General features: G+C 42.3%; 21 protein-coding genes and 4 tRNA genes. 10 read left to right on the top strand and 15 right to left on the bottom strand.

Features of this window, described 5'->3' with window-relative positions:
* The 4 genes from VJY63_RS03170 (at position 1) to VJY63_RS03185 (ending at position 4,932) form a co-directional block, all read left to right on the top strand.
* Positions 1–1,743, top strand: coding sequence for a sodium:solute symporter family protein (locus VJY63_RS03170; RefSeq protein WP_324048289.1), 1,743 nt, complete (start codon positions 1–3; stop codon positions 1,741–1,743).
* A 91-nt stretch (positions 1,744–1,834) separates the two neighbouring features.
* Positions 1,835–2,341, top strand: a complete 507-nt coding sequence (locus VJY63_RS03175; protein ID WP_324048290.1) for a hypothetical protein — start codon at positions 1,835–1,837, stop codon at positions 2,339–2,341.
* A gap of 132 nt (positions 2,342–2,473) precedes the next feature.
* On the top strand, positions 2,474–4,306 hold the full coding sequence (locus tag VJY63_RS03180; protein ID WP_324048291.1) for a DUF294 nucleotidyltransferase-like domain-containing protein: 1,833 nt from the start codon (positions 2,474–2,476) through the stop codon (positions 4,304–4,306).
* A 5-nt stretch (positions 4,307–4,311) separates the two neighbouring features.
* On the top strand, positions 4,312–4,932 hold the full coding sequence (locus VJY63_RS03185) for a 3'-5' exonuclease (protein WP_324048292.1): 621 nt from the start codon (positions 4,312–4,314) through the stop codon (positions 4,930–4,932).
* A gap of 115 nt (positions 4,933–5,047) precedes the next feature.
* Here the strand turns inward: VJY63_RS03185 and VJY63_RS03190 are convergent, their stop codons facing one another.
* Positions 5,048–6,151 (bottom strand): polysaccharide deacetylase family protein, encoded by a 1,104-nt coding sequence (locus tag VJY63_RS03190; RefSeq protein WP_324048293.1) that lies wholly within the window; start codon positions 6,149–6,151, stop codon positions 5,048–5,050.
* Positions 6,152–6,169: 18 nt separating this feature from the next.
* Positions 6,170–6,769: a DNA-J related domain-containing protein gene (locus VJY63_RS03195; protein WP_324048294.1), complete on the bottom strand. Its 600-nt coding sequence runs from the start codon at positions 6,767–6,769 to the stop codon at positions 6,170–6,172.
* Positions 6,770–6,906: 137 nt separating this feature from the next.
* Between VJY63_RS03195 and ttcA the strand changes: the two genes are divergently transcribed.
* Positions 6,907–7,767: a tRNA 2-thiocytidine(32) synthetase TtcA gene (ttcA, locus tag VJY63_RS03200; RefSeq protein ID WP_324048295.1), complete on the top strand. Its 861-nt coding sequence runs from the start codon at positions 6,907–6,909 to the stop codon at positions 7,765–7,767.
* A 14-nt stretch (positions 7,768–7,781) separates the two neighbouring features.
* On the opposite strand, the gene VJY63_RS03205 is transcribed toward ttcA, so the two are convergent.
* The 12 genes from VJY63_RS03205 to ccoN all read right to left on the bottom strand — a co-directional run bounded on the left by VJY63_RS03205 (position 7,782) and on the right by ccoN (position 19,544).
* Entirely contained in the window at positions 7,782–8,321 is a 540-nt protein-coding gene (locus VJY63_RS03205; RefSeq protein WP_324048296.1) for a purine phosphoribosyltransferase family protein, read from the bottom strand.
* A 53-nt stretch (positions 8,322–8,374) separates the two neighbouring features.
* Complete coding sequence (fnr, locus tag VJY63_RS03210; RefSeq protein ID WP_414674808.1) at positions 8,375–9,154, bottom strand: fumarate/nitrate reduction transcriptional regulator Fnr; 780 nt, start codon at positions 9,152–9,154, stop codon at positions 8,375–8,377.
* Positions 9,155–9,278: 124 nt separating this feature from the next.
* Positions 9,279–10,676, bottom strand: coding sequence for an oxygen-independent coproporphyrinogen III oxidase (hemN, locus tag VJY63_RS03215; RefSeq protein WP_324048298.1), 1,398 nt, complete (start codon positions 10,674–10,676; stop codon positions 9,279–9,281).
* 32 nt (positions 10,677–10,708) lie between these two features.
* Positions 10,709–11,389 carry a sulfite exporter TauE/SafE family protein gene (locus VJY63_RS03220; RefSeq protein WP_324048299.1) on the bottom strand — a complete coding sequence of 227 codons (681 nt, stop codon included), beginning with the start codon at positions 11,387–11,389 and terminating at the stop codon, positions 10,709–10,711.
* Positions 11,386–11,589, bottom strand: coding sequence for a cbb3-type cytochrome oxidase assembly protein CcoS (gene ccoS / locus VJY63_RS03225; protein ID WP_324048300.1), 204 nt, complete (start codon positions 11,587–11,589; stop codon positions 11,386–11,388). Before ccoS ends, VJY63_RS03220 begins: the two co-directional genes overlap by 4 nt.
* A 10-nt stretch (positions 11,590–11,599) precedes the next feature.
* Positions 11,600–14,074 carry a heavy metal translocating P-type ATPase gene (locus VJY63_RS03230; RefSeq protein WP_324048301.1) on the bottom strand — a complete coding sequence of 825 codons (2,475 nt, stop codon included), beginning with the start codon at positions 14,072–14,074 and terminating at the stop codon, positions 11,600–11,602.
* 79 nt (positions 14,075–14,153) lie between these two features.
* Positions 14,154–14,660 carry a FixH family protein gene (locus VJY63_RS03235; RefSeq protein ID WP_324048302.1) on the bottom strand — a complete coding sequence of 169 codons (507 nt, stop codon included), beginning with the start codon at positions 14,658–14,660 and terminating at the stop codon, positions 14,154–14,156.
* A complete protein-coding gene (ccoG, locus tag VJY63_RS03240; RefSeq protein ID WP_324048303.1) occupies positions 14,660–16,105 on the bottom strand; it encodes a cytochrome c oxidase accessory protein CcoG in 1,446 nt (481 codons plus the stop codon). The genes VJY63_RS03235 and ccoG overlap by 1 nt, the downstream gene beginning before the upstream one ends.
* Positions 16,106–16,277: 172 nt before the next feature.
* Positions 16,278–17,285 carry a cytochrome-c oxidase, cbb3-type subunit III gene (gene ccoP / locus VJY63_RS03245; protein ID WP_324048442.1) on the bottom strand — a complete coding sequence of 336 codons (1,008 nt, stop codon included), beginning with the start codon at positions 17,283–17,285 and terminating at the stop codon, positions 16,278–16,280.
* Complete coding sequence (locus tag VJY63_RS03250) at positions 17,269–17,466, bottom strand: cbb3-type cytochrome c oxidase subunit 3 (RefSeq protein WP_324048304.1); 198 nt, start codon at positions 17,464–17,466, stop codon at positions 17,269–17,271. The genes ccoP and VJY63_RS03250 overlap by 17 nt, the downstream gene beginning before the upstream one ends.
* 4 nt (positions 17,467–17,470) lie before the next feature.
* Complete coding sequence (gene ccoO / locus VJY63_RS03255) at positions 17,471–18,106, bottom strand: cytochrome-c oxidase, cbb3-type subunit II (RefSeq protein ID WP_324048305.1); 636 nt, start codon at positions 18,104–18,106, stop codon at positions 17,471–17,473.
* 16 nt (positions 18,107–18,122) lie between these two features.
* Positions 18,123–19,544: a cytochrome-c oxidase, cbb3-type subunit I gene (gene ccoN / locus VJY63_RS03260; protein ID WP_324048306.1), complete on the bottom strand. Its 1,422-nt coding sequence runs from the start codon at positions 19,542–19,544 to the stop codon at positions 18,123–18,125.
* A gap of 402 nt (positions 19,545–19,946) precedes the next feature.
* Here ccoN and VJY63_RS03265 point away from each other — a divergent pair.
* The 5 genes from VJY63_RS03265 (at position 19,947) to VJY63_RS03285 (ending at position 22,571) form a co-directional block, all read left to right on the top strand.
* A tRNA-Val gene (locus VJY63_RS03265) sits at positions 19,947–20,022 on the top strand.
* A 65-nt stretch (positions 20,023–20,087) separates the two neighbouring features.
* Positions 20,088–20,164, top strand: a tRNA-Asp gene (locus VJY63_RS03270).
* Between the two features lie 39 nt (positions 20,165–20,203).
* Positions 20,204–20,280 (top strand) — tRNA-Asp (locus VJY63_RS03275).
* A gap of 23 nt (positions 20,281–20,303) precedes the next feature.
* Positions 20,304–20,379: transfer RNA gene (locus VJY63_RS03280), tRNA-Val, on the top strand.
* Positions 20,380–20,546: 167 nt separating this feature from the next.
* The gene (locus VJY63_RS03285; RefSeq protein ID WP_324048307.1) at positions 20,547–22,571 is read left to right on the top strand and encodes an NADPH-dependent 2,4-dienoyl-CoA reductase; all 2,025 of its coding nucleotides are present in this window, start codon (positions 20,547–20,549) and stop codon (positions 22,569–22,571) included.
* Here the strand turns inward: VJY63_RS03285 and gshA are convergent, their stop codons facing one another.
* Entirely contained in the window at positions 22,572–24,134 is a 1,563-nt protein-coding gene (gshA, locus tag VJY63_RS03290; protein WP_324048308.1) for a glutamate--cysteine ligase, read from the bottom strand.
* Positions 24,135–24,172 lie beyond the last annotated feature (38 nt).

Consider the following 24,172-nt stretch of genomic DNA (forward strand, 5'->3'; position numbering starts at 1 on the left):
ATGAGTCAGTTTACGATCAATATGTTGTTTGTGGGTGGTTCTTTTGCCCTCTATACCTGGATAGCTATCTGGGCTCGCGCTAAATCAACAAAAGAATTCTATATTGCAGGCGGCGAAGTTCCACCAGTAATGAATGGTATGGCTACTGCAGCTGACTGGTTGTCTGCGGCTTCCTTTATTTCAGTAACGGGTCTTATTTCACAAGGTTACTTTAACTCATCGTTCATTATGGGTTGGACAGGTGGCTATGTGTTACTTGCCGTATTACTTGCGCCTTACCTACGCCGTTTTGCTAAATACACTGTGCCAGATTTTGTTGGCTCACGTTTTGATAGTAAAGCTGCTCGTTTAGTTGCAGTTGTTGCTCTGCTTGTTGTTTCTCTAACCTACGTTATTGGTCAGATGACGGGTGCTGGTGTTGCCTTTGCTCGCTTCCTAGAAGTAAGCAGCACAACAGGTCTAATCATTTCATCTATCGTTGTATTCTTCTATGCAGTACTTGGTGGTATGAAAGGCGTTACCTACACTCAGGTAGCTCAGTACGTTGTACTAATCCTTGCTTTCACCATTCCTACTGTATTCATCTCTTTGCAACTAACTGGCCACATCTTGCCGCAGCTAGGCTTTATTGGTACTCATACTGAGTCAGGTATCCCTTTACTAGAAAAGTTAAACCAAGTTGTACGTGAATTAGGTTTCCAAGACTATACCGCTGATGTTTCTAACAAGTGGAATATGTTCTTGTTCACCCTAACGCTAATGGTAGGTACTGCTGGTTTACCTCACGTTATTATTCGTTTCTTCACCGTACCTAAAGTAGCTGATGCACGTTGGTCTGCTGGTTGGGCATTAGTATTTATCGCACTTTTCTATACTACTGCACCACCTTTAGCTGCAATGACTCGTTTAACTTTAGTAACCAATATTTTCCCACAGGGTGCTGATCAGCCTGCGCTTGAGTATGAAAACCGTGCTGAATGGTTCAAGAAGTGGGAAGAAACAGGTTTAATTAAGTTTGAAGATAAAAATAACGACGGTCTTATTCAGCTATACAACGACAAAAACCCTGCGTTTGTTGAAAATGTAGCCAATGAAAAAGGCTGGGCTGGTAACGAGCTATATGTTAACAACGATATCTTAGTATTGGCTGCACCTGAAATTGCGAACTTGCCAGGTTGGGTTATCGGTTTGATTGCTGCCGGTGGTATAGCAGCAGCACTATCAACTGCATCAGGTCTGCTCTTAGCTATCTCGTCTGCGGTAAGTCATGACTTGATAAAAAACACCCTCTATCCAGAAATATCGGATAAAACAGAAATGTTGGCGGCTCGTTTGTCGATGGTGGGTGCTATCTTAATCGCAACTTGGCTAGGTTTGAATCCGCCTGGTTTTGCGGCACAAACGGTAGCGCTTGCATTTGGTATGGCAGCCTCTTCAATCTTCCCTGTGTTGATGATGGGTATCTTCTTCAAGCGTATTAATGCTAAAGGTGCGGTATCAGGTATGTTAGCGGGTTCTTTCTTCACCGTTGGCTATATCTTCACCTACCTAGGCTGGTTCTTCATTCCGGGTACTAATACCTATCCAAACTTACCTGAGTTCTGGGTAATGGGTATTTCTCCTCTATCTGTAGGTTGTATTGGTGCACTAATTAACTTTATAGTTGCCATAGGTGTTTCTTACGCAACTGAAGAACCTTCTGAAGAAATTCAGAAAATGGTTGAAAGCGTGCGTTATCCTTAAAACAATACAATTTAACTTGGCAACAAGATAAATAAGTTTTAAGTTCAGTGGGCTTCCGTAAGGAGGCCCACTTTTATTTAGAGGAAGAAAAATGATTTGGCAGCTACTTGCAGTTTTTATTACCGGTTTTGTTTTGGGTGCTTTTGCTTTTATGTTAAGAAAATTAAGCAAAAATAGGCTGCCTAAGTGGATTATTCCTGTTGCTGCAGGTCTAGGTATGTTGGGTTATCAGGCTTATTATAATTACGCTTGGTATGACTTTAAATTAGGGCAACTGCCTGAACGGGCAATTATTTTAGAAGAAAAACGTGGCAGTGATTTTTTTCGTCCTTGGAGTTATCTCTATCCAGCTGTTAACTATTTCTCGTTTATCGACGGTAGCAAAATTGAAGTAAAAATAAATGGTGAGCGTTTGGTGAAGTATATTTATTTTGAAATGCACCAAGAACACCTTGATCGCTTAGAAAGCCAATACTACGGATTAGACTGTGCCAAGGCTGAGCAGATGAAGATGACCGATGAAGGTGCTTTTGAGCCGCCTTATTCAATTGAGTCTATTGAAAGATCAGGTCTTCTTTATCAAAATCTCTGCCAATAATGACCTTAGTATTTTTGAGACTAAAGTCCAGCTATCAGCTAGCTGTAGTATTTGCTAAATTTAGGTGACTGCAGGATCGGGTCACTTAATGTTCCGTAACCTGCTCATGAATAATAATAAGGAACAAGATCCATGAGCAATGAGTTTGATCTCACTCACCCTCCTTTTGATTTACTGACTGAAGATGAACAGCAGCAACTTTTAATCCGCTTAGATATTGGCTATTTTAGTAAAAACGAAGTTGTTATTGAAATGGGTCAAGCAAGCGATCATGTTTTTGTGGTAATGAAAGGTGCTGTTGCAGAAGTTGATCCACGTTTACAAGATAACTCTGATGGCGGCGTTATTCGTGAATATGCTCATGAAGACTTATTTGGTGCAATTAGTATTATCAATGATAGCAGCCGCTACACCTTCCGAACGTTAGAAGAAACCATCGCTTGGTTAATTCCTAAAACTATATTTGAAACTTTAATGGAAAATAATCCTGCTTTTGCAGCTTATTTCCAAAATAGCCTCTCAGAAAAATCCCGTATTATTGAAAGTCGTCGCAGCCAGCAACAGGGCGGTAGCGATATGTCTGCCTTTATGATGGCTAAGGTGGGCGAGTCAGTTTTACGAGAGCCTGTGGTGTTAGATTCAGGCGTTACTATCTTTGAAGCAACGCGCACCATGCGTGAGCAGCATTCCGACTGTTTACTGGTTCGTAAAGGTAATGAATATGGCATGGTTACCCGAACCGACTTGCTTGAAGGCGTGGTGTTAAATAATTTAGATTTAACAACCGATATTTCTGAACTAGCTAGCTACAATCTTTTTACAGTACAAACAGAAGACTTCCTTTTTAGTGCATTGGTTTTAATGACACGCCACAAAATTCAGCGAGTGGTTGTGTTTAATGGTACTGAGCTAGCAGGCTTGGTTGAACTAACCGATGTGCTCAGCTTCTTCTCTAGCCAATCACACGTTATAGGCTTGCAAATTGAGCGAGCAACTAGCTTAGATGAGCTGGCGCAGGCTGCCAGAGGCACAACTGCGCTAGTTAGCGGCTTGGTATCTCAGGGCGTTAAAATACGCTTTGCGATGGATCTACTAGCCGCTTTGAATAGTCGAATTATTGCTAAAGCATTTGAATATATTGTTCCTGTTGAATACCACAATAAGGTTTGTTTAATTGTGATGGGTAGTGAAGGTCGCGGCGAGCAGGTGTTAAAAACTGACCAAGATAATGCCTTAATTTTAGCCGATGATTTGCACTGGCCAGATTGCCAAAAATACATGGATAAGTTCACTCTAACTTTGCTTGATTTTGGCTATCCGCTTTGTAAAGGAAAAATAATGGTCTCTAACCCTGAATGGGTAATGACCGAAAGTGAATGGAAAAAACGCCTAAGTAAATGGAGTGGTAAGGTTGATAGTTTAGGGCTAATGAACTTAGCGATTTATATTGATGGTCTGCCCATTGCTGGTGATATTAATTTATTCAAACGAGTAAGAAACAGCCTTTATACCGAGCTAGTAGGTAATGATGTGTTCTATTCCTACTTTGCTATGCCTATTCGTAACTTCAGTACACCACTAACTTTCTTTGGTGGTTTAAAACATGGCGACGGTATTGATATTAAAAAAGGTGGCATTTTCCCAATAGTGCATGGTGTACGTACTATGGCATTACAGAATAAAATCAAGGCAACCAATACTTTTATACGCCTAGAAAAACTAGCAGAATTAAAGGTACTTAAAAAGGATTTTGCTGAAAACCTAGCTGAAGCACTTGCTGTTATGAGTAACCTTCGTCTTCAGCAACAGTTAAGCGCAGCAGAGGGTTCTGCTGATGATGACGAAGCTAACTTAATTTCTGCCGTTAATTTAAATAAATTAGATAGAGACTTATTACGTGAAGCTTTACACCTAGTAAAAGAGTTCAAAGCAGTTATGACCCATCGATATCACCTTGAGAGGTAAATAAAATGGTCTTAAAAACAATAATAACAGCGACAGACCGCTGGCACCAAAAAGATAGTGAATTTTCCTTTATGTTTGAACCCTACGTTGGGGATGAAGTTATTGCCTTAGATTGTGAAATGACTAGCTTAGATACACAAAAAGCTGAGTTGGTTTCTATTGCTGCAGTCAAAATCAAAGGTAATCAAGTTTTAACTAGTGATAAGCTAGATATTAAGCTTCAAAAACCTGAAAATCTAACAGGTGATTCAATTAAAATACATCGCATTCGTGGTGTAGATTTGTTAGGTGGTGAGGTTCTAGGCGATGCCTTGCAGCAGTTGCTAGAGTTTGTGGGCAACCGGCCTATTATGGGTTACAACATAGGTTACGATATGGCCGTGTTGAATCGTTTTATTCGTCCCCGTTTTGGCTTTAGTTTGCCTAATAAAACCATTGAGTTGTCGCAGTGCTATATGACACAGCTGCAGCGTGCAACACCCGATATAGAACCCGATTTAAAGTTTGAAACTATTGCTAAAAAACTAGATGTGCCTATGGTTGGTCAGCGACATACCGCCTTAGGTGATGCTATAACCACAGCCTTAATGTATGTGCGTTTGTTAAAAGATTCTTTACCTGCTTAAACTATTTGTTAACTCGCTTTATTTAAGTTAAAAGCCTTCTTTTCTGAAGGCTTTTTTGTTTGTATTTATTTATGTTTTTTGTAGCTGGGTTAGCTTGTTGTTTATTGCTTAAAAATTATAAGCTATACCAACTGCCGTCTGCTTTAGGCATTAACCATTGGCGAGTAAACCAAAAATAACGGTTTTCAGTTATATGAGGCGCAGTACAATTATAACGTGGTCGTCCAGTTGCTAGGTCTTTATTTGAGTTAATAGTAATTTGTAAGTTGTCATTGGTTAGTTTTTTGGTTTTTATATAGAGTAATTGTGCGTCTGGGCCATAGCAGCGAAGTTGCTTGATTGAGTAATCACCTGGTTGTAGGGTGATTACTAAGCTAGGGCGGCGCTCACTTCCATCTAATACTGTTGATTCAGGTTGCTCGCTGACTAATGGAAAGGGTAGAGCATTAAGTTTAGTGGCTAAACTACTGGGGTTAGCAGACGTGCCGTTGGCTGCATAGCGTGGTAACGCAAGTAAGCCTGTGTAAGGGTTAGCAGCACCTGATTGCTGTCCAAAAGCAACATAGCCCATTTGTTTAACCAGCTTTTGTATTTCAGAATTATATTCACCGTAAGGGTAAGCAAGAATTTTTGGTGCGCTGCCTAAATGTTTGATGATTTCTTGTTGATTACTATCAATTTCGTGACTTACTCTTGCTAGCCAATCAGTCTCATTTTCATCATCTAGTTTGCGAATTAAATAAGCATGGCTAAGCGTGTGGTTGGCAATTAATCCACCCGCTTGTTGCGCTTCTTTAAGCTGTTCCCAACTCATATAAAGTGGGTGTTTTTTATTAATTAAATCAGCATTTACAAAAATAGTAAAAGGCAGTTGGCGCTCTTTTAAAATAGGCAAGGCTTCTTGGTGAACGCTAATATAACCATCGTCAAAAGTAATAACGGCTATTCTATCGGGTATAGGGCGACGGCGCTTTAAGTGTTGTACTACCCGTTCTAGCGGCCAAACTTGAAAGCCATCTTTTTCTAGCATATCTAGGTGCTTTATAAAATCAGCAGGTGAGGTGCTAGTGGAGGGTGGTGTGCTGGTACTAATGTGGTGATACATAAGCACTGAAGCGTGGTAATAAGTTGCAATGGCTTGTTCTGCAGTGTTTTTAGCTGCTAATGCATTAAAAGAACTTAATGTTAAAAGCAGAGGAATTAAAAGTTTTAATCGCATAATATAACTTTCCATAAATTATTTAAGCAGCGGGCGAAGCACTTCCATTGCTTCATTAATGATTTGTAGTTGTTCAGCATCACCGCCTCGGTCTGGATGGTGCAGCATGGCAAGTCTACGGTAGCTAAGTTTAATTTCTTTAGTGGAAACACCTTCGGACAAGCCAAGGGTTTTAAGGGCTTTAGCCTTTAAACCACCACCACTGAAGATGGACTCTTCATGTAAACGTTTCCAAAAGCTATTTAAGGCCGTTTCTATGTCTTGCTGCGTGGTTTTTTCTAACATATCCATATCAAGGTAATAGTCACGCATAGGATCATGCTGCTGTAGTGCTGGACTAGCTGGGTTGTAAGTTTGTAGACATAAGCGCACCGCTGTAATGTCTAAGTGCCCTTTACAGGTTTGCCATAATTCGTCTCTTAACTGGTAAAGCGCATTGTAAAGCAAAAAGTGGGTACGAAAGAGTTTCACATTATTGCTAAAGGTATCTGCTTCTAAATTTATAGTTCCTTTTTCGTCTAGCGCTTTTAGTAGAGTATGCTCATTAATGCCTTCTGGAAAAGCGCGTAAAACTTCAATTAGGTCTTCAAAAAGTCTAGTTTCCTGTAACACAGTCATCAGTTAGCTGGCCTTAAATATCTTTTTTCTATTTGGGGGATGTTAGCAGGACTAGACAGGATAGAAAATGTTTTAGCCCATTTACATTGTAGGAGACTTTGGTTAACTTGCGTGTTTTGATTATTAGGTGATTGGTAATGACTACACAAGATTTACTTCCTAAGGCCCGATTAGAGTTTAATAAATTACAAAAACGCTTACGCCGTGAAATGGGTCAAGCGATTGCCAACTTTAACATGATACAGGAAGGTGACAAGGTTATGGTCTGCCTTTCTGGTGGTAAAGACTCTTTTGCGCTTTTGCATATTTTAATGCAATTGCAAAAAAGTGCGCCTATTAATTTTGAGTTGGTTGCTGTTAATTTAGATCAAAAACAACCCGGCTTTCCTGAGCATATTTTACCTGCTTATTTAGAACAGGTTGGTGTTCCCTACCACATTGTTGAAAAAGATACCTACAGCATTGTTAAAGAGAAAATTCCTGAAGGTAAAACAACTTGCGGGCTTTGTTCACGCTTGCGTCGTGGTACTTTATATGGTTTTGCTGAAAAAATTGGTGCGACTAAAATAGCTTTAGGTCATCACAAAGACGATATGTTAGAAACGTTATTTTTGAATTTATTTTTTGGTGGTAGTTTAAAGTCGATGCCACCCAAATTATTGTCAGACGATAAAAAGAACATTGTGATTCGTCCGTTGGCTTATAGTCGTGAAAAAGACATTATTACCTTTGCTGAACACATGGATTTTCCGATTATTCCTTGTAATTTGTGTGGTTCGCAAGAAAACTTACAACGCCAAGTGATTAAAGGTATGTTAGCCGATTGGGAAAAACAGTTTCCTGCGCGTTTAGAAACGATAGCCAATGCGTTGCAAAATGTTGCACCTTCACAATTAGCTGATACTAAAGTGTTTGATTTTGCTGGTTTAGAAGAAGAAAGAGCCAGTGCTTTGATGGATAGAATTCAACTCATCAATGCGCTGGCTGTAGAAGTTTAACGCTTTACTGATGGTTACTCATTTTCAAAAGCCATAATAGAGTAAGCGCTTATACCTAACTCTAAAAGTCGCTCGCTACCACCGCTGTCGGGAAGGTTTATTAATGTTGCAATTTCATGCACTTCGGCTTTTTGACGGCGTATTAAAGTTGTTGCCGCAATTAAGCTGCTACCGCTAGCAAGAATATCATCAAACAAAAGAACCTGATCGCCTTCATTAAGCATACCTTGGCGCATTTCTAATGTTCTATCACCTTTGGTGCTGGGTGCGCGTTCAAATAGCACTTCACCAGGTTCTTCACCAAAGTCTCTAATTAATACTAAGGGTAAGTTAAGGCGATAAGCCAACACAGCAGCAAACATAGTGCCACGGCCTTTAAGTGCAACAATACGATTGATTTTAGTGTTCAGGTAACGTTGGGCTAACTCACTGGTAATAAAGTGTAAAGCGCCAGTTTCATTTAATAGCGCTGAAAAATCACGCGTATTAGCTCCTTTTTTAGGGAAGTCTTTATGTGTTTCAATTAGCTGTTTAAGTGAAAATTCATCAAGCATTACCAAGGCCCTCTTTTTATAAGTAAGTCCATTATAGTTCAGTATCTATGCAGCTATTGGGCAAGAACTTTATTGCCTATTTCTATATCATAGTCGTTTAAATCAGCAACTTCTAATAATTGTTGTCTATCTGTAATATGAACTTCTTTTCCATTGACTGCAATCATTTGAGTGCTTTGAAAACGGGTAAAAACACGGCTAACAGTTTCAACCGCTAAACCTAAGTAATTGCCTATTTCGTTACGTGACATGGGTAAACGAAAGGTATAAGGCGAGTAGCCACGGCGTTTAAAACGCGCTGATAAGTTGGCTAGAAAGGTAGCCACTCTTTGTTCGGCATTCTTTTTAGATAGCAGCAGCATCATTTGTTTGTCTTCGCGTAATTCTTTGCTCATACAACTAAAAATTTGTCGACGTAAGTCGGGTAGTTGATTAGAAAGCGCTTGTAAGCGCGAATAAGGAATTTCGCACACGGTTGTTGTTTCTAACGCTTTTGCCGACACTGGGTAGGCAATACAATCAATACCATCTAATCCTACCAACTCGCTGGGTAAATGAAAATTAGTAATTTGTTCATCGCCATCATTGGTCATAATGTAGTTTTTTAAGCTACCTGATCTAACTGCATACACCGATTCAAATGCATTGCCTTGACGAAACAAGTGTTCACCTTTTTTTAAAGGTTGACGGCGTTTTATAATGCTATCTAACTGGTCAATATCTTCTAAATTTAGCGATAAAGGCAGGCAGAGCGAACTTAAACTACAGGTCATGCAACGTGTTTCTTTATTTAAGTTCTGACAACTTCCTTTTTTTTGTAATCGGCTGTTAATCACCCTACCCTCCTAATTAAAAACTTGACTTAACTCAAGTAGTTTTACCATGAGTAAGATAACAAGGCAATTAAGCTAGGGTGCTTTCTTATAGACCTAAGACTTAATGTTAAGGCATGATCAATTAGATAATTCTTGAAAAAGCTTTACCAATTAAATTTTGATCTAAATAAGCATCAAAAACCATGCAGATGCTGCGAATCAGTAAGCGTCCTGCTGGTGTGATTTTCAGCACATTATTTTCGATATTAAGTAATCCATCCGCTTGATGTTGTTTTAAGCCAACTCGCTCTTTAGCAAAGTATTCAGCAAAATTGATGCTGTACCTTTTACCAAAGGCATTACCATCTAAGTGAAAATGACAAATAAGCTGATTAATAGCGGCACGGCGAATTAGGTCATCGCTGCTCAGAGTCATACCTTTAATGGTTGAAAAATGCCCTTGGGCAATTTTGCTTTCATAGCTTTGGGTGTCGTAATCATTTTGTGCGTAAGTAGAACCGATTTGGCTAATGGAAGACGTACCCATAGCAATTAAGTCGCACTCAGAATGGGTGGTGTAGCCTTGAAAATTGCGGTGTAAACGGCTTTCTTGCTGCGCTATAGCAAGGCTATCTTCAGGTTTGGCAAAGTGATCCATACCAATAAATACATAGCCTGCTTCCACTAGGCGCGTAATGCTTTGCTCAAGCATTTGCAGTTTTTGTTCTGGGCTGGGCAAATCGGCTGCATTAATTCTGCGTTGTGGCTTAAAACGTTCTGGCATATGGGCGTAATTAAAAATTGATAAGCGGTCTGGGTTAATTTCTATGACTTCTTCTAGTGTTGCAGTAAACGATGCTGGTGTTTGATGCGGTAGACCATAGATTAAATCTAAATTAAGCGAACGAAAGCCTAGCTCACGCGCTTGAATAATAGCCCCTTCGGTCATTTCTCTAGGTTGTATGCGGTTGACGGCTTCTTGCACTTTAGGGTTTAAATCTTGTAAGCCAAAGCTAACGCGATTAAAGCCAATTTCTCTAAGCAGGGCTAGGGTATCTGACTGTATTTCTCGTGGATCAATTTCAATCGAATAATCACCTAAGTCATCATCGCGTAAATTAAAGCGCTTACGCGTTTCTAGCATTAACTCGCGCATTTGTTCGTGAGATAAAAAAGTAGGTGTACCACCGCCCCAATGCAGTTGGTTAACTTGGCGACTGGTATCTAGGTGTTTGGCAACCAAGTCCATTTCTTTAATAAGGTGTTCTAAATAAGGTTCGCAACGGCCTGTATCGCGGGTGGCAATTTTGTTGCAGCCACAGTAAAAACAAATTTTTGCACAAAAAGGAATGTGAAAATACAGCGATAAAGGTGCAGCAGTGGCATTGCTGTTAGTCAAGGCTTGAATAAATTGGTTGGACTTAAAATCTTCGTGAAACTGCGGTGCGGTAGGATAAGAAGTGTAACGAGGGCCAGCTAGATTGTAGCGGTCAACTAGCTTGGAATTCCATTCAAAATTTTTAAGGTTTGCTTGGCTCATGGTTACGCCTCTATTGATTGATTAGACATGGATTAACTGATTAAAGGCCAAGCCAACCAACCGGCAAAACCTAAGAGTAATAAGGCCGACATTTGTCGCCATAAACGCTGGCGCAATAATGCAGTCAGTTGCCTAGCCGCTGCACCTGTTGCTAGCAAGGTGGGTAACGTACCTAATCCAAATGCCAGCATTAATAAACCACCATTTAAACTACTGCCGCTGCTTAGCGCTAACAGCAGCATGGAATAAACTAATCCGCAGGGCAACCATCCCCAAATTAAGCCAATTAGTAAGGCTTGTACTGGGTTTTGTACCGGCATTAGCTTGCGTCCCAGCGGTTCTAGGTAGCGCCATAGGTATTTGCCTAACGCTTCAACACGGGTTAGTCCTGTCCACCATTGGCCGACATAAAAAGCCATCAGCACCAGCATTAATACGGCTAACCAGCTTAGCATTTGGGTAATGGCTTTAATTTCACCAATCAGCAGCTGACCTAAGCCACCGATTATTATTCCTGCTAATACATAGCTGGTTATGCGCCCTAAGTTGTAGGTCAGCATTAATACAGCAATGCGTAACGGGTGGCGGCGACTGGGCGGTAAAGCAAACGTTAATGCACTCACAATACCACCACACATACCAATGCAGTGACCACCCCCTAATAAGCCAGCGATAAAAGCTGTAATTAAGCCAGTGGTGAGTAATTCAGTCATTGTTTACTTGGATCGCTTGGATCGCAGGATTTATCAGCCTTAGTTTCGTTGTGCTTGGGTTCATCGTCATCAAATAGTATTGAATAGGCGGGTCCTTCAAGGTCTTCAAATTGGTTGTTTTTAACCGCCCAAAAGAAAGCCCAAATGGCTAGGCTAAGCAGCACCAGCGAGAGCGGAATCAGCAAAAATAATATATTCATGGGTTTTTTCTCAAGTATTTTTAGTTGATTGCTGAGTTTTTACTTGCTGTTTTTGTTCGCTCAGGCGTTGTTCATTGGCTTTGTCGCGTAAACGTAAAGCATTTAAAACCACCAGTAATGAGCTACTGGTCATGCCTACTGCTGCTAACCACGGTGGTACTAAACCCATACTGGCAGCGGGTAAAGCAATTAGGTTATAGACCAAAGATAGCATTAAGTTTTGCTTTATGATTCGGTTGGTCATGCGTGCTTTTTGAATGGCTTGAGGGATTTTAATTAAGTGGCTAGAAAGCAGTAGTGTGTCGGCACTGGTTTTTGCTAGGTCAGTAGCATCGCCCATAGCGATTGAAACTTGCGCTCCTGCCAATACTGGCACGTCGTTGACACCATCACCCACCATAATGATTTGTTTGCCCTGCTTTTGTAGTTCGCGCAGTTTTTCTAATTTTCGTTCAGGCGTAGCGCTGGCTGTGTAGTGCGTTATGCCGAGTTCATTAGCGATACTTTGTACTGAACCTTCCTGATCGCCTGACAGCAGCTCAAAGGTAATACCCATTGTTTGTAGTGCTTTCAGCATGGTTTTAGTGTCGGGGCGCAGTTGATCGCTTAACCGAAACCAGCACAGCGGTGCTTGGTTATCAGCAAACAACAGCCATTGACCTTCTTGTTTAGGTGGGGTTAAAACTTCTTGAGTCCAAGCAAAATCGGCACGGCCTAAACGGTATTCCTGCCCAGTAATTTTGCCACTTAAACCTTTTCCTGTGAAAGCTTGAATGGCTTCTGCGGTTAAATCAGGGTCACGCATTTCTGCAAAAGCACGCGCAATAGGGTGTTCTGATTGCGCTTCTAGCGCTGCTGCATAGCGTTTAATCTGAGTTTGGCGTGGGTCATCTTTTGCGGCTAGCCAGTGGACTGATTTAAGCTCTAAGCGCCCTTCGGTTAAAGTGCCCGTTTTATCAAAAATAATGTGGTCGGCTTTGGCTAAACCTTCTAATACATGACCACGGGTGATTAATACGCCTTGCCTTGCCAAGGTTGAGTTAGCCACCGCCAGTGCTGTAGGCGTTGCTAATGCCAAAGCGCAGGGGCAGGTGACAACTAATAAAGCTACTAATACCCAAAACGCACGCGAAGAATCTATGCCTAACCAAACGGTAAACACGACTACTGAAATAATTAGCAATGCCCCTACAAAATAGCTAGAAACTTTGTTAGCAAGGCTTGCTATACGGGGTTTTTCAGCTAAAGCACGTTCGCTAAGGCGTGAAATGCTGGCAAGGCGCACATCCTGTCCAGTTTTTTCAACACGCACGGTTAAAGGACTATCAATGTTTTGCGTGCCTGCTAAAACTTGATGGCCTGGGTAGCAGGCAACGGGTAAATACTCACCCGTCATAGTGGCTTGGTTTACGCTGGAATGGCCGCTAACAATAACGCCATCAATTGGCAAAGTATGCCCAGGTTTGACTAGAATTAGATCGCCCACTTTAAGATTGCGGCTGGGTAAATAAACTTCTTGTTGATTTTCATCCAATAAAATCGCCGCTTGAGGGATTAAATCTTGTAGCGCATTACCCGCATTACCAATACGGTGGCGAGTACGCATTTCTATGTAGCGACCAAATAAAAGAAAAAAGCTAAACATGGCGATGGCATAAAAGTGTAGTTCGCCTGTTCCGGTTAATAATGCCCAAACACTGGCGGTATAGCCCAAACCTATGGCTAGTGAAACGGGTACGTCCATATTAAGACGGCGATTTTTTAGCTCATTTAAAGCACTTTTAAAGAAAGGCCAAGCGGAATAGACCACTACGGGTGTAGTCACAAAAAAAGACAGCCATTGAAACAGTATAAGAAGCTCAGGTTCCATAAAGTTAGCAAGCACACCGGCTTCTAAAGAAATACCAAACATCATTGCTTGCATAGAACCTATGGCAGCAACAATTAACCGGCGTATAGCGGTTTTTTGTTCTTTTTCTAACTTTTGTTGCTGTTCATTGGCTTGCCAAGGTTGAGCGCTATAACCGATGGATTTGAATTCAGCTAAAAGTTTACTAAAAGGAAGTTTGTTCATGTCCCAGCGCAGCGTGGCTCTTTGTGCGCTTAAATTAACGCCGGTGTATTCAACACCTTCTAGGCTATTAATTTGGTTTTCAATTAGCCAAGCACAAGCAGCACAAGTGATACCATCAATGGCTAGCGTTGCTTCAGCTATGCCACTTTCATTACGGTGAACAAATTCTTGTAAAAGCTCTGGTGCATCATAAACTTGCAGCTCAGCAAGTTCAGTTTCGCTTAATTCAGGACGTGGTGGGAGTTCGGTACGAAATTTGTAGTAACTTTCTAAGCCACCAAAAACAATGGCATTGGCTACTGCTTCGCAACCTGGGCAGCAAAGTTGCTCTGTTTTATCGTTAACGGTGACGCTAAAGCGGCTATTGCTGGGAACAGGTTCACCGCAGTGAAAACAGGATTCCTGTGACATGGTGATTCATTCCAAACAGCCGATAAGCGACTAGCTAATTAAACTTGATTTAGTTAGCTAGCTGCTTACTGGCTAGAATTTAGCGCTTGCTGGGCAAGAGGCTTAGGGGTTGCTGCAAAGGGAAATGCCCACGACCATAAAGTCGCCATTCCTGTTGCGGCCCGTAAAGTTTTACGTCCCAATCATACGCTATTTTTTGTGGTAGGTTGCCAAGGTAGCGACCAGAACCTAAATGTTGCACTGGAACTGAAAAATCCAAAGAAGAGCGGGTTGGGTTTTCCATTAACACAAGCAGTTGATCGGGATAAGTTTCTAGCTTTCCGGTTAATGCTAGTTCGAGTTTATCTTGGCCAAAAGTTAAGTCGGCTTGAAGATTTTTAGCTTGGGCTAATCGATCTTTATCAAAAGCTTGATTGATAATGCGGCCTTGCTTGTAATAGTCTTCGTGGACTGTGCCATCGTAATTGATAGAACCTACGACTAGCAGCGTTAAGCCGGTGAAAACGCCAGCAATGGCTGGCGAAAATGCCAGCCAAACCATGCTGTTTTTGTACCAAGGTTGTTGATCGTTTAAATTACTGCTCATTAACGGGCCTGCCTTATAATGAAGCGAGAATCGCGTGTACGTTGGATGCTGGAGTCATCTTGTGATACAAGGTGAACTTTTATATCGACCGCAGGAAGTTGTGGAAGTTGCGTAAGATCACCCAATAACTGAATAGGGAACTGACGAACCTCACCACCAGCCAGACTAAATATGGGAACTGCATCCAGCTTGATTCCTTTGGCATCGCGTAAACTTAACGCGTAGGTATGCGGTTTTTGATCCATGTTAGCAATACGGATTAAGTAGCTGTTTTCAACCTGACCTGTGTTGGTCATGCGGAATAACTGGTTACGGTCACGTAATACTTCAAGCTCTAGCGGTACACGACCACTGACTGCAATAATAAATGCAATTGACATCGCCATTAGCACAATAAAGTAACCGATTAAGCGTGGGCGTAAAAATTTAGTGGTACGACCCGCCAAGCGTTCTTCAGTGGTGTAGCTAATTAAACCGCGCGGATAATTCATCTTATCCATAACCTGATCGCAAGCATCAATACAAGCAGCACAACTGATGCATTCGTATTGTAGACCGTTGCGAATATCAATACCCACTGGGCAGACTTGTACACAAAGATCACAGTCGATACATGAGCCTAGGTTTAGTGCTTTAGGGTCAGCTGATTTTTTGCGACTACCACGAGGTTCGCCACGGGCTTCATCATAAGAAACAATTAAAGTGTCTTTATCAAACATGACTGCTTGAAAGCGTGCGTAAGGACACATATAAATACACACTTGTTCACGCAGCCAACCAGCAAATAAATAAGTAAAAAATATAAAAAACCCCATCCAAAAACCTTCCCACGGCCCTAAGTCTAGGGTGAATACACGGGGAATAAGCTCGCGGATTGGTGAAAAGTAACCTAAGAAGGCAATGCCTGTTACGACAGCAATCATTAACCAAATAAGGTGTTTACCGCCTTTGCGTAGTAGTTTATTGGCTGACCACGGGGCTTTATCTAGTTTTTTACGTTGGTTAGGGCTGCCTTCTAGTTTGTCTTCAACAAAAATAAAGATCCAAGTCCAAACAAACTGTGGGCAGCTATAACCACACCAAACACGGCCTGCAAAATTAGTAACAAAAAAAAGTACAAAGGCTAAAATAATCAGTAGCCATGCCAACAACATAAAGTCATGTGGGAAAATAGTTGTACCAAAAAAATGAAATTGGCGATTGGGTAAATCGAAAAGAAGGGCTTGCCGACCTTCATAGGTCATAAAAGACGCTAGAAAAAAACCGGCTAATAAAACCCAGCTTGCAGATGCACGTAGTTTTTGAAACAAACCCTGAACTCGTTTCACATAAATGTGTTTACGTCGAGCATAAAGCTCATCTGCTGAATTGTTATTGGTTGGAGATTTGCGCTTTTTACCTGCATCAACAGGCGTTATATCTTGGGTAGGAATTTTATCAGTCATTCAATCATCACCAGGCTGGAGTTAGCTTTACGGTAAGCGGTGAAACCTTTGATTTACTTAACATAAATGGAGGTTTTCTTATTAAAGATGCTATTTTTATACTTGAGCTACTATCCGCTAGTAAAAAGCAAAAGGGAATGCGGCAGCCTGCCGCATTCCCTAATGTTAGTACTTACTTACCTTGGTTTAGGCTATAAATATAAGCCGTTACTAGATGAAGTTTTGGCATTAGTGCTGCTTTTTCTTGTGTAGAAAGCGCATTAACATTTGCCGGTATTTCAACACCATAGTCTAGGTAGGTTGCTTGTGCAGGCATTAAACCATTACGACCGTGGCGTAGGGTGTAGCTAACTGAATCATAAACACTTTGACCGGGTTGTAGGTACAACCAGGTGTTAGCGGTTAAGTTAGGTGCGCCTATGCTATCTATGCCCATTGCTGCACTGCCTTTACCGTCAACACCGTGACAAGAAGAGCAGATAGCTTGGAACATAGGTGCTGCTTCTTGTGCTTTGGCTACATTATGATCTAAACCTGAAAGGCTTAAAACATAGTTAGACATGGTGTCTACACCTTCATCACCTAACATATCAATCCAAGCAGGCATTAAACCATTACGGCCATTAATGATGGTATGACGAATGGTTTCAGCGTCACCACCATACAACCAGCTATTGTTGGTTAGGTTAGGAAAGCCATAGCCGCCACGACCAGAAGAACCATGACAAACGGCACAGTTGTTTTGGAATAGACGATTAGCAACTTGCATTGCTTCAGGGTCATTGGCTAGGGTTTGAATGTCATGCTGAGCGTATTGATCAAAAATAGGCGCATAAAATTCTTCAGCGTGTGCTATTTCGTCATTCCATTGACCAACTGAAGTCCAGCCTAATACGCCTTTAAAGTTACCTAAGCCAGGGTAAAGCGCTAGGTAGCAAAGACCAAAAACAATGGTGCTGACGAACATAAGAAACCACCAACGAGGCAGTGGATTGTCATATTCTTCGATACCATCAGCGGCGTGACCAGTGGTTTCAACTTCACCATTAGCCATCGGGGCTTTATCGGTTGTGCGGTTTCCATTAAGAAGCCACCAGCAGAAAGCAATCACACCAAGGGTGATTACCGTAATCCACAGGCTCCAGAAACCGCTCATGTCTTGGCTAAACATGTTTTTTATTCTCCAGTGATGAGCTTGCGTCTTGGTTAGGTTTTGCGTCTGTGGCATCGTCAGCAAAAGGCAGGTTAGCTGCCTCGTCAAAAGATTTCTTTTGGTTTTTACTATAGGCCCAAACAATGACACCAATAAAGGCTAATAGTAGAACGGCTGACATTAGGCCACGAAAAACGTTGATATCCATAACCTTACCTTGCGTCTTTTAGGACAGTGCCCAATTGTTGTAAGTAAGCAACAAGTGCGTCCATTTCTGAGTAAGCAACTAGGTTGTTTCCTTCTTGCTTGCCATTAATAGACTGTTGAGCACCAGCGATGTCCTCATCGGTATAAGGCACGCCCACCATTCTTAAACGCTCCATTTTGGTGGCTGTTTTGCTACCATCAACTTTGGCGTTATTCATCCAACCGTAAGTAGGCATAATTGATTCAGGCACTACATCCCGCGGGTTGTAAAGGTGAGCATAATGCCAGTCATCACTGTAACGACCACCCACACGTGCTAAGTCTGGACCGGTACGCTTAGAGCCCCACTGGAAAGGGTGATCGTAAACGAACTCACCCGCTACCGAGTAGTGACCATAACGTTCAGTTTCAGCACGGAAAGGACGAATCATTTGTGAGTGACAGGTGTAGCAACCTTCGCGCACATAAACATCACGACCTTCAAGCTGCAACGCATTGAGTGGTTTTAAGCCTTCAACTGGTTTAGTGGTTGCTTCTTGGAAAAACAGTGGGGTAATCTCAACAAGACCACCAAAACTGATTACGACCAAGATAAGAACCATCATCAAGCCAACGTTCTTTTCTACTATTTCGTGTTTCATTCAGCTAACCCCTTCATTAGGCTGTTTGTGCCGCGACTTTCTTAGAAGTCTTATCAGACACAGTCATGTAGACGTTGTAAGCCATAATCAGCATACCCGCTAGCCACAGAACACCACCTAACCAGCGAACGATAAAGCCAGGATGACTTGCTTCAACTGATTCAATGAAGGTGTACATCAAAGTACCGTCAGCATTAACTGCACGCCACATTAGACCTTGCATGATGCCGTTTACCCACATAGAAGTAATGTAGAGAACCGTACCAACGGTAGATAGCCAGAAATGCACGTTAATTAAATCAACGGAGTGCATATCTTTTCTGCCAAATAGTTTAGGTATCATGTGATAAATAGAGCCAACAGTAATCATTGCAACCCAACCTAAAGCACCCGCGTGTACGTGACCAATGGTCCAGTCAGTGTAGTGAGACAAGGCGTTAACGGTTTTAATGGACATCATTGGGCCTTCAAAGGTAGACATACCATAGAAAGACAAAGATACCACTAGGAAACGTAGGATAGGGTCAGTACGTAGCTTATGCCATGCACCTGATAGCGTCATCATACCGTTAATCATACCGCCCCAAGAAGGTGCTAGTAGAATTAAAGACATAACCATTGCTATGGATTGTGCCCAGTCTGGAAGCGCTGTGTAGTGAAGGTGGTGAGGACCAGCCCACATATAAACACAGATAAGCGCCCAGAAATGCACGATTGACAAGCGGTAAGAGTAAACAGGACGCTCTGCTTGTTTAGGTACGAAGTAGTACATCATGCCCAAGAAGCCTGCTGTTAAGAAGAAACCTACAGCATTGTGACCGTACCACCACTGCACCATCGCATCAGTAGCACCTGAATAGATAGAGTAAGAGTGAGTAAGGCTAGTAGGAATTTGCATACTGTTAACAATGTGCAATACCGCAACGGTTAAGATAAAGGCAGCAAAAAACCAGTTAGCCACATAAATGTGTGAGGTTTTGCGCTTATAGATAGTCCCGATAAAGACGGCTGCATAACTTACCCAAACTATGGCGATCAGTACGTCAATCGGCCAAATTAGCTCAGCGTACTCTTTGCTTTGCGTTAAACCTAAAGGCAAAGTAATGGCTGCTAATACGATAACCAGTTGCCAACCCCAAAAGGTGAAAGCGGCTAGTTTGTCTGAAATTAAACGTACTTGACAGGTGCGCTGAACAACATAGTAGGATGTTGCAAATAACGCTGAACCACCAAATGCAAAAATTACTGCATTAGTGTGAAGCGGACGTAAACGTCCGAAGCTTGTCCAAGGAAGGTCAAAGTTCAAAAGTGGCCATGCCAATTGAGCCGCTATCCAGACGCCGACAAGCATACCGACGATGCCCCAGACTACGGTCATTATGGCAAATTGCCGAACCACCTTATAATTATAGGTAGAGTGTTCTATTGCTGTGCTCATGTCAGGTTCCCATTACAGCAGTTAGTTTGGAGGAATCCAGCGCCAAGTTTCGAGGAGCTGGGTTTTCCCAGCCATGATACAAGTCAATGGATCTTGTTCATTCTAGCGCAGCCACTGTATGACCTGAACCTAAGTGTGTCTATTAGTTTGTATTTTTATAGTAATAAAATATTGCTTTTCAATTAATTCTTTATAAAACAGCAGCTTGCAGATCTGCGACAAAAAGCCGCTTAGACGAAGGTATTAGGTGCTATTGACGGCTTTTTTTATTTGGCAAATATGCCGTGCGATTAATACAGCGTTAAGTGAGATTTTTAACTATTTTCACAAATTCTTAAAATAAACTAAAAAAACGTTTGACACGGCATTATAAAACGGTAGAATTCGCTTCGTCATCAGGAAGGGCGGTTAGCTCAGTTGGGAGAGCACCAGCCTTACAAGCTGGGGGTCACTGGTTCGAACCCAGTACCGCCCACCATTTATTACTACTCGAATAGTGTAATAAATAGAAACCTTATGATGAAGTTTGTCTGTTATTTATGTGGACCGGTAGTTCAGCTGGTTAGAATGCCGGCCTGTCACGTCGGAGGTCACGGGTTCGAGTCCCGTTCGGTCCGCCACTTAACAAACAAAGCTTTAATTGATTTAGGAAACTATGTGGACCGGTAGTTCAGCTGGTTAGAATGCCGGCCTGTCACGTCGGAGGTCACGGGTTCGAGTCCCGTTCGGTCCGCCATTTCCTAATGACTTAATTAAAATGGGCGGTTAGCTCAGTTGGGAGAGCACCAGCCTTACAAGCTGGGGGTCACTGGTTCGAACCCAGTACCGCCCACCATTAAGATTAAGTTTTTAGTTAGACATACAAATAACCGCCGCAATCTGCTGCGGTTTTTTTGTTTTTGTCATTTATTAAATTTGGTGTTTAAAACGAACGCTTGACAGTTTGCTAGGACTTAACAAAACTAGGGCATCCATAATAAAAAAGTTAATTAGGAGCTTGCCGTGAGTAATTCAACCTACCCGCATATTTTTCAACCTTTAGATTTAGGTTTCACTACCCTCAAGAACCGTATTTTAATGGGTTCTATGCACACTAACCTAGAAGAGACTAAGGGTGGTTTTGAACGCCTTGCTGCTTTTTATGCAGAACGTGCCGCTGCTGGCGTGGCTTTAATTGTTACCGGCGGCATAGCGCCTAATGAGCAGGGTGTGGTTTTTCAAGGTTCTGCCATGATGACCACGCCGGAAGAAGCAGCCGAACATCGTATTGTTACTGAAGCAGTACATCACGCGGGTGGTAAAATTTGTATGCAGATTCTGCATACGGGTCGTTATGCTTATTCTAATAAATTAGTGGCACCTTCAGCAATTAAAGCACCGATTAACCCTTTTACACCACATGAACTAACCACTGAAGAAATTGAACAGCAGCTAATTGATTATGTTAACAGCGCTAAACTTGCAAAAGTGGCTGGTTACGATGGTGTTGAAGTCATGGGCAGTGAAGGTTATCTCATTAATCAATTTATTTCTCTTAGGACTAACCAACGTCAAGATGAGTGGGGCGGTCGCTATGAAAACCGAATTCGTTTTGCGATTGAGTCGGTGCGCCGGGTACGAGAAGCTGTAGGTGAAGCCTTTATTATTATTTTTCGTTTGTCGATGTTGGATTTAGTTGAAGAAGGTAGCAGTTGGCAAGAAATAGTGCAGTTAGCTAAGGCGATAGAAGCGGCTGGTGCAACTTTAATTAATACGGGTATTGGTTGGCATGAGGCACGTGTACCGACCATTGCGACTAGCGTGCCACGCGCGGCTTTTACGCAAGTGACGCAGCGGATGAAAAAAGAAGTCTCGATTCCGTTAATTACGACTAACCGCATTAATATGCCAGAAACGGCTGAAGACGTTTTAGCAGCCGGTCATGCTGATATGGTTTCTATGGCGCGTCCGTTTTTAGCCGATCCAGAATGGGTGTCTAAGGCAGCAGCAGGGCAAAGTGATTTGATTAATACTTGCATTGCCTGTAACCAGGCTTGTTTAGATCAAATTTTTGTCGGCAAACTGACTTCTTGTTTAGTGAATCCACGTGCTTGCCATGAAACGCTGATGCAATCTTTACCGACGCAGCAGCCTAAAAAAATCGCGGTAGTCGGCGCGGGTATGGCAGGTTTATCTTGTGCAACACAAGCAGCAAAGCGTGGGCATCACGTTACTTTATTTGAAACGGCTGCCGTTATTGGTGGGCAGTTTAATTTAGCCAGAAAAATTCCTGGTAAAGAAGAGTTTAATGAAACACTGCGTTATTTTACGCATTTACTCGCCAAAACTGACGTTACTTTAAAGCTAAACACACCTGCTACGCCTGAATTACTAGCTGATTTTGATGAAGTTGTCGTTGCAACGGGTGTTATCCCTAGAATGCCGGAGTTGGCTGGGGTTAATCATCCTAAAGTTAAAACCTATGTAGAAGCGATTCAAAATCCTACGGCTATCGGTAAAAAAGTCGCTGTGTTAGGTGCAGGTGGCATAGGTTTTGATGTGTCTGAGTTATTAGTGCAATCGCCGGCAGGGGATCAAGGCCAGACTACCGCAGAGTTTATGCAAGAGTGGGGTGTCGATTTAGACGTTAAGCAAGCCGGTGGTTTAGTTACGCCCAAACCGCCAACGCCCGAGCGAAAAGTTTACCTTTTACAGCGTAAAACCAGTAAGCCTGGCAAGGGTTTGGGTAAAACAACCGGTTGGATTCACCGCGCCTCGTTAAAAACCTATCAGGTTGAAATGATGACTGGCTGTGAATACCTAGGCGTTGACGACCAAGGCCTGCATCTTAAAGTAGCCGGTGAAACGCAATGTTTAGTGGTAGATAACGTGGTTTTATGCACAGGGCAGGAATCAGTCAAGCAGCTATTTACCGAACTAGAAGCAGCCGGTAAGAAGGTTCATTTGATTGGTGGTGCAGAATTAGCCGCCGAGCTAGATGCTCGGCGAGCCATTGAACAAGGTTATAAACTAGCAATTAGTTTGTAGCTAGCTAGCAAAATACTGCTGTAGATAAGTATCGAAGTCGATGCTATCTGCAGCTTCTATTGCTTGTTGCTGTTTAATTGAGCTACTGCTAAGTTCCATAAACAAAGTTTCTCTTGCCTTATTAATAGGGCTGGCAAGCAGCTGTTCACGCTGTGCTTTGGCAAGCTTTAACACTGCTGGCACATAACCGTCACACTCTTCGACTAGCTTAAGCATTTGTGCCGAAGGCGTTAGACTAATATCGTCTACCTTGGCTTGTTGCTGCTTAAGTGCATCGCAAAAAGGCGTTGTTTCAGTGCTGCTATCTAATAGCTGGCAAACGGGCTGTAAACGCTGAAGTAATTCACTGGCTTGCTGCTGTAAAGGCTGGTCATTAATAAGCTGCTTGGTATTGCGACCAAAATTAACGGTCTTTTTTAAGTTGACATTGATATTTTTACAGTCAGCTTCATTGAGCTGTGGGCTAGGTTCAAGCAAGCAGAACAACAAGAAAGCATCTAAGAAATACATCTGCGCTACATCAATACCACCGGCTAAAAAGGGGTTGATATCCAAACAGCGCACTTCAATGTATTCAACGCCATCTTCACGCAAGGCTTCATTGGGTTTTTGGCCGCTGTGCATCACACGCTTAGGCCGAATATCACTGTAATACTCGTTTTCTATTTGCAATATGCCGGTATTTAATTGACGGTATGCGCCATTAACCTTAGTGCCGATTGCAGCATAGTCTGGATAGGGTTTATCTATCGCATTTTGTAGGGTGTTAATGTAGTTATCTAAGGAGTTAAAGCAAATGCTTAATGTGCCTTGTACCTTATTTTGATAGCCTAAATCCGACATACGCAAGCTAGTAGCGGTGGGTTCGCCCCAAGTGCCTGCGGCTAATTGCTTTAAAGGGTGCTTATTATTACCCTTTAAAAAACTCACATCTAAAGCTGGGCTGGCGCCAAATAGGTACATCAACAACCAAGAATGGCGGCGGAAATTACGAATAAGGCTAAAATACTTTGCTGAACGCCAGTCTTTATTGGCTGCTTCTAAAGGCAAGCCTTCAATTTCTGCTAATAAAGGCCATAACTCATCGGGAAAAGACACATTGTAGTGAATACCGGCAATGCTTTGCATAATGCGCCCGTAACGCGTATCTAAACCACGGCGATAAACGTGCTTCATAAAACCGACGTTGGAAGTGCCGTATTCTGCAATTCGCACGCTGTCGTTACCTTCAAGTTCACAAGGCATACTGGCTGGCCAAAGCAGCTCGTGTTCTTCTAAACGTGCCAAGCTAAAGCGGTGCAAGTCTAATAAAAACGCTAAGGAGGCTTCACGGCTGGCGCTAACGGGCGTAATAAACTCTAATAGGGCTTCAGAATAATCGGTGGTGATGTGTGGGTGGGTTAATGCCGACCCCAAAGCTTTAGGGTGATTGGTTTGGCTTATTTTCCCTGTTGGCGTGGTACGCAGGGTTTCTTTTTCAATGCCACGACGCATGGCATTAAATAGGCCTTGGTTTGCAGCACTTTGTAGGCCTTTTAGATAGTCGGTTAGGTTAAGTGTCACAGGGCATTGACCTTAGATGATTAGAGAAGTTGGTAGCA

This window comes from Marinospirillum sp. (assembly GCF_035271045.1).
Lineage (GTDB): Bacteria > Pseudomonadota > Gammaproteobacteria > Pseudomonadales > Halomonadaceae > Marinospirillum.

What these genes read in the sequence shown, in the direction of transcription:
- VJY63_RS03205 (WP_324048296.1), bottom strand. Translation starts at nt 8,321, where the DNA reads ATGCTTGATGAATTTTCACTTAAACAGCTAATTGAAACACATAAAGAC.
- VJY63_RS03195 (WP_324048294.1), bottom strand. Translation starts at nt 6,769, where the DNA reads ATGACTGTGTTACAGGAAACTAGACTTTTTGAAGACCTAATTGAAGTT.
- VJY63_RS03180 (WP_324048291.1), top strand. Translation starts at nt 2,474, where the DNA reads ATGAGCAATGAGTTTGATCTCACTCACCCTCCTTTTGATTTACTGACT.
- ccoG (WP_324048303.1), bottom strand. Translation starts at nt 16,105, where the DNA reads ATGACTGATAAAATTCCTACCCAAGATATAACGCCTGTTGATGCAGGT.
- VJY63_RS03190 (WP_324048293.1), bottom strand. Translation starts at nt 6,151, where the DNA reads ATGCGATTAAAACTTTTAATTCCTCTGCTTTTAACATTAAGTTCTTTT.
- VJY63_RS03220 (WP_324048299.1), bottom strand. Translation starts at nt 11,389, where the DNA reads ATGACTGAATTACTCACCACTGGCTTAATTACAGCTTTTATCGCTGGC.
- VJY63_RS03175 (WP_324048290.1), top strand. Translation starts at nt 1,835, where the DNA reads ATGATTTGGCAGCTACTTGCAGTTTTTATTACCGGTTTTGTTTTGGGT.
- VJY63_RS03250 (WP_324048304.1), bottom strand. Translation starts at nt 17,466, where the DNA reads ATGGATATCAACGTTTTTCGTGGCCTAATGTCAGCCGTTCTACTATTA.
- VJY63_RS03235 (WP_324048302.1), bottom strand. Translation starts at nt 14,660, where the DNA reads ATGAGCAGTAATTTAAACGATCAACAACCTTGGTACAAAAACAGCATG.
- VJY63_RS03185 (WP_324048292.1), top strand. Translation starts at nt 4,312, where the DNA reads ATGGTCTTAAAAACAATAATAACAGCGACAGACCGCTGGCACCAAAAA.
- ttcA (WP_324048295.1), top strand. Translation starts at nt 6,907, where the DNA reads ATGACTACACAAGATTTACTTCCTAAGGCCCGATTAGAGTTTAATAAA.
- ccoN (WP_324048306.1), bottom strand. Translation starts at nt 19,544, where the DNA reads ATGAGCACAGCAATAGAACACTCTACCTATAATTATAAGGTGGTTCGG.
- ccoS (WP_324048300.1), bottom strand. Translation starts at nt 11,589, where the DNA reads ATGAATATATTATTTTTGCTGATTCCGCTCTCGCTGGTGCTGCTTAGC.
- ccoO (WP_324048305.1), bottom strand. Translation starts at nt 18,106, where the DNA reads ATGAAACACGAAATAGTAGAAAAGAACGTTGGCTTGATGATGGTTCTT.
- hemN (WP_324048298.1), bottom strand. Translation starts at nt 10,676, where the DNA reads ATGAGCCAAGCAAACCTTAAAAATTTTGAATGGAATTCCAAGCTAGTT.
- VJY63_RS03230 (WP_324048301.1), bottom strand. Translation starts at nt 14,074, where the DNA reads ATGTCACAGGAATCCTGTTTTCACTGCGGTGAACCTGTTCCCAGCAAT.
- VJY63_RS03170 (WP_324048289.1), top strand. Translation starts at nt 1, where the DNA reads ATGAGTCAGTTTACGATCAATATGTTGTTTGTGGGTGGTTCTTTTGCC.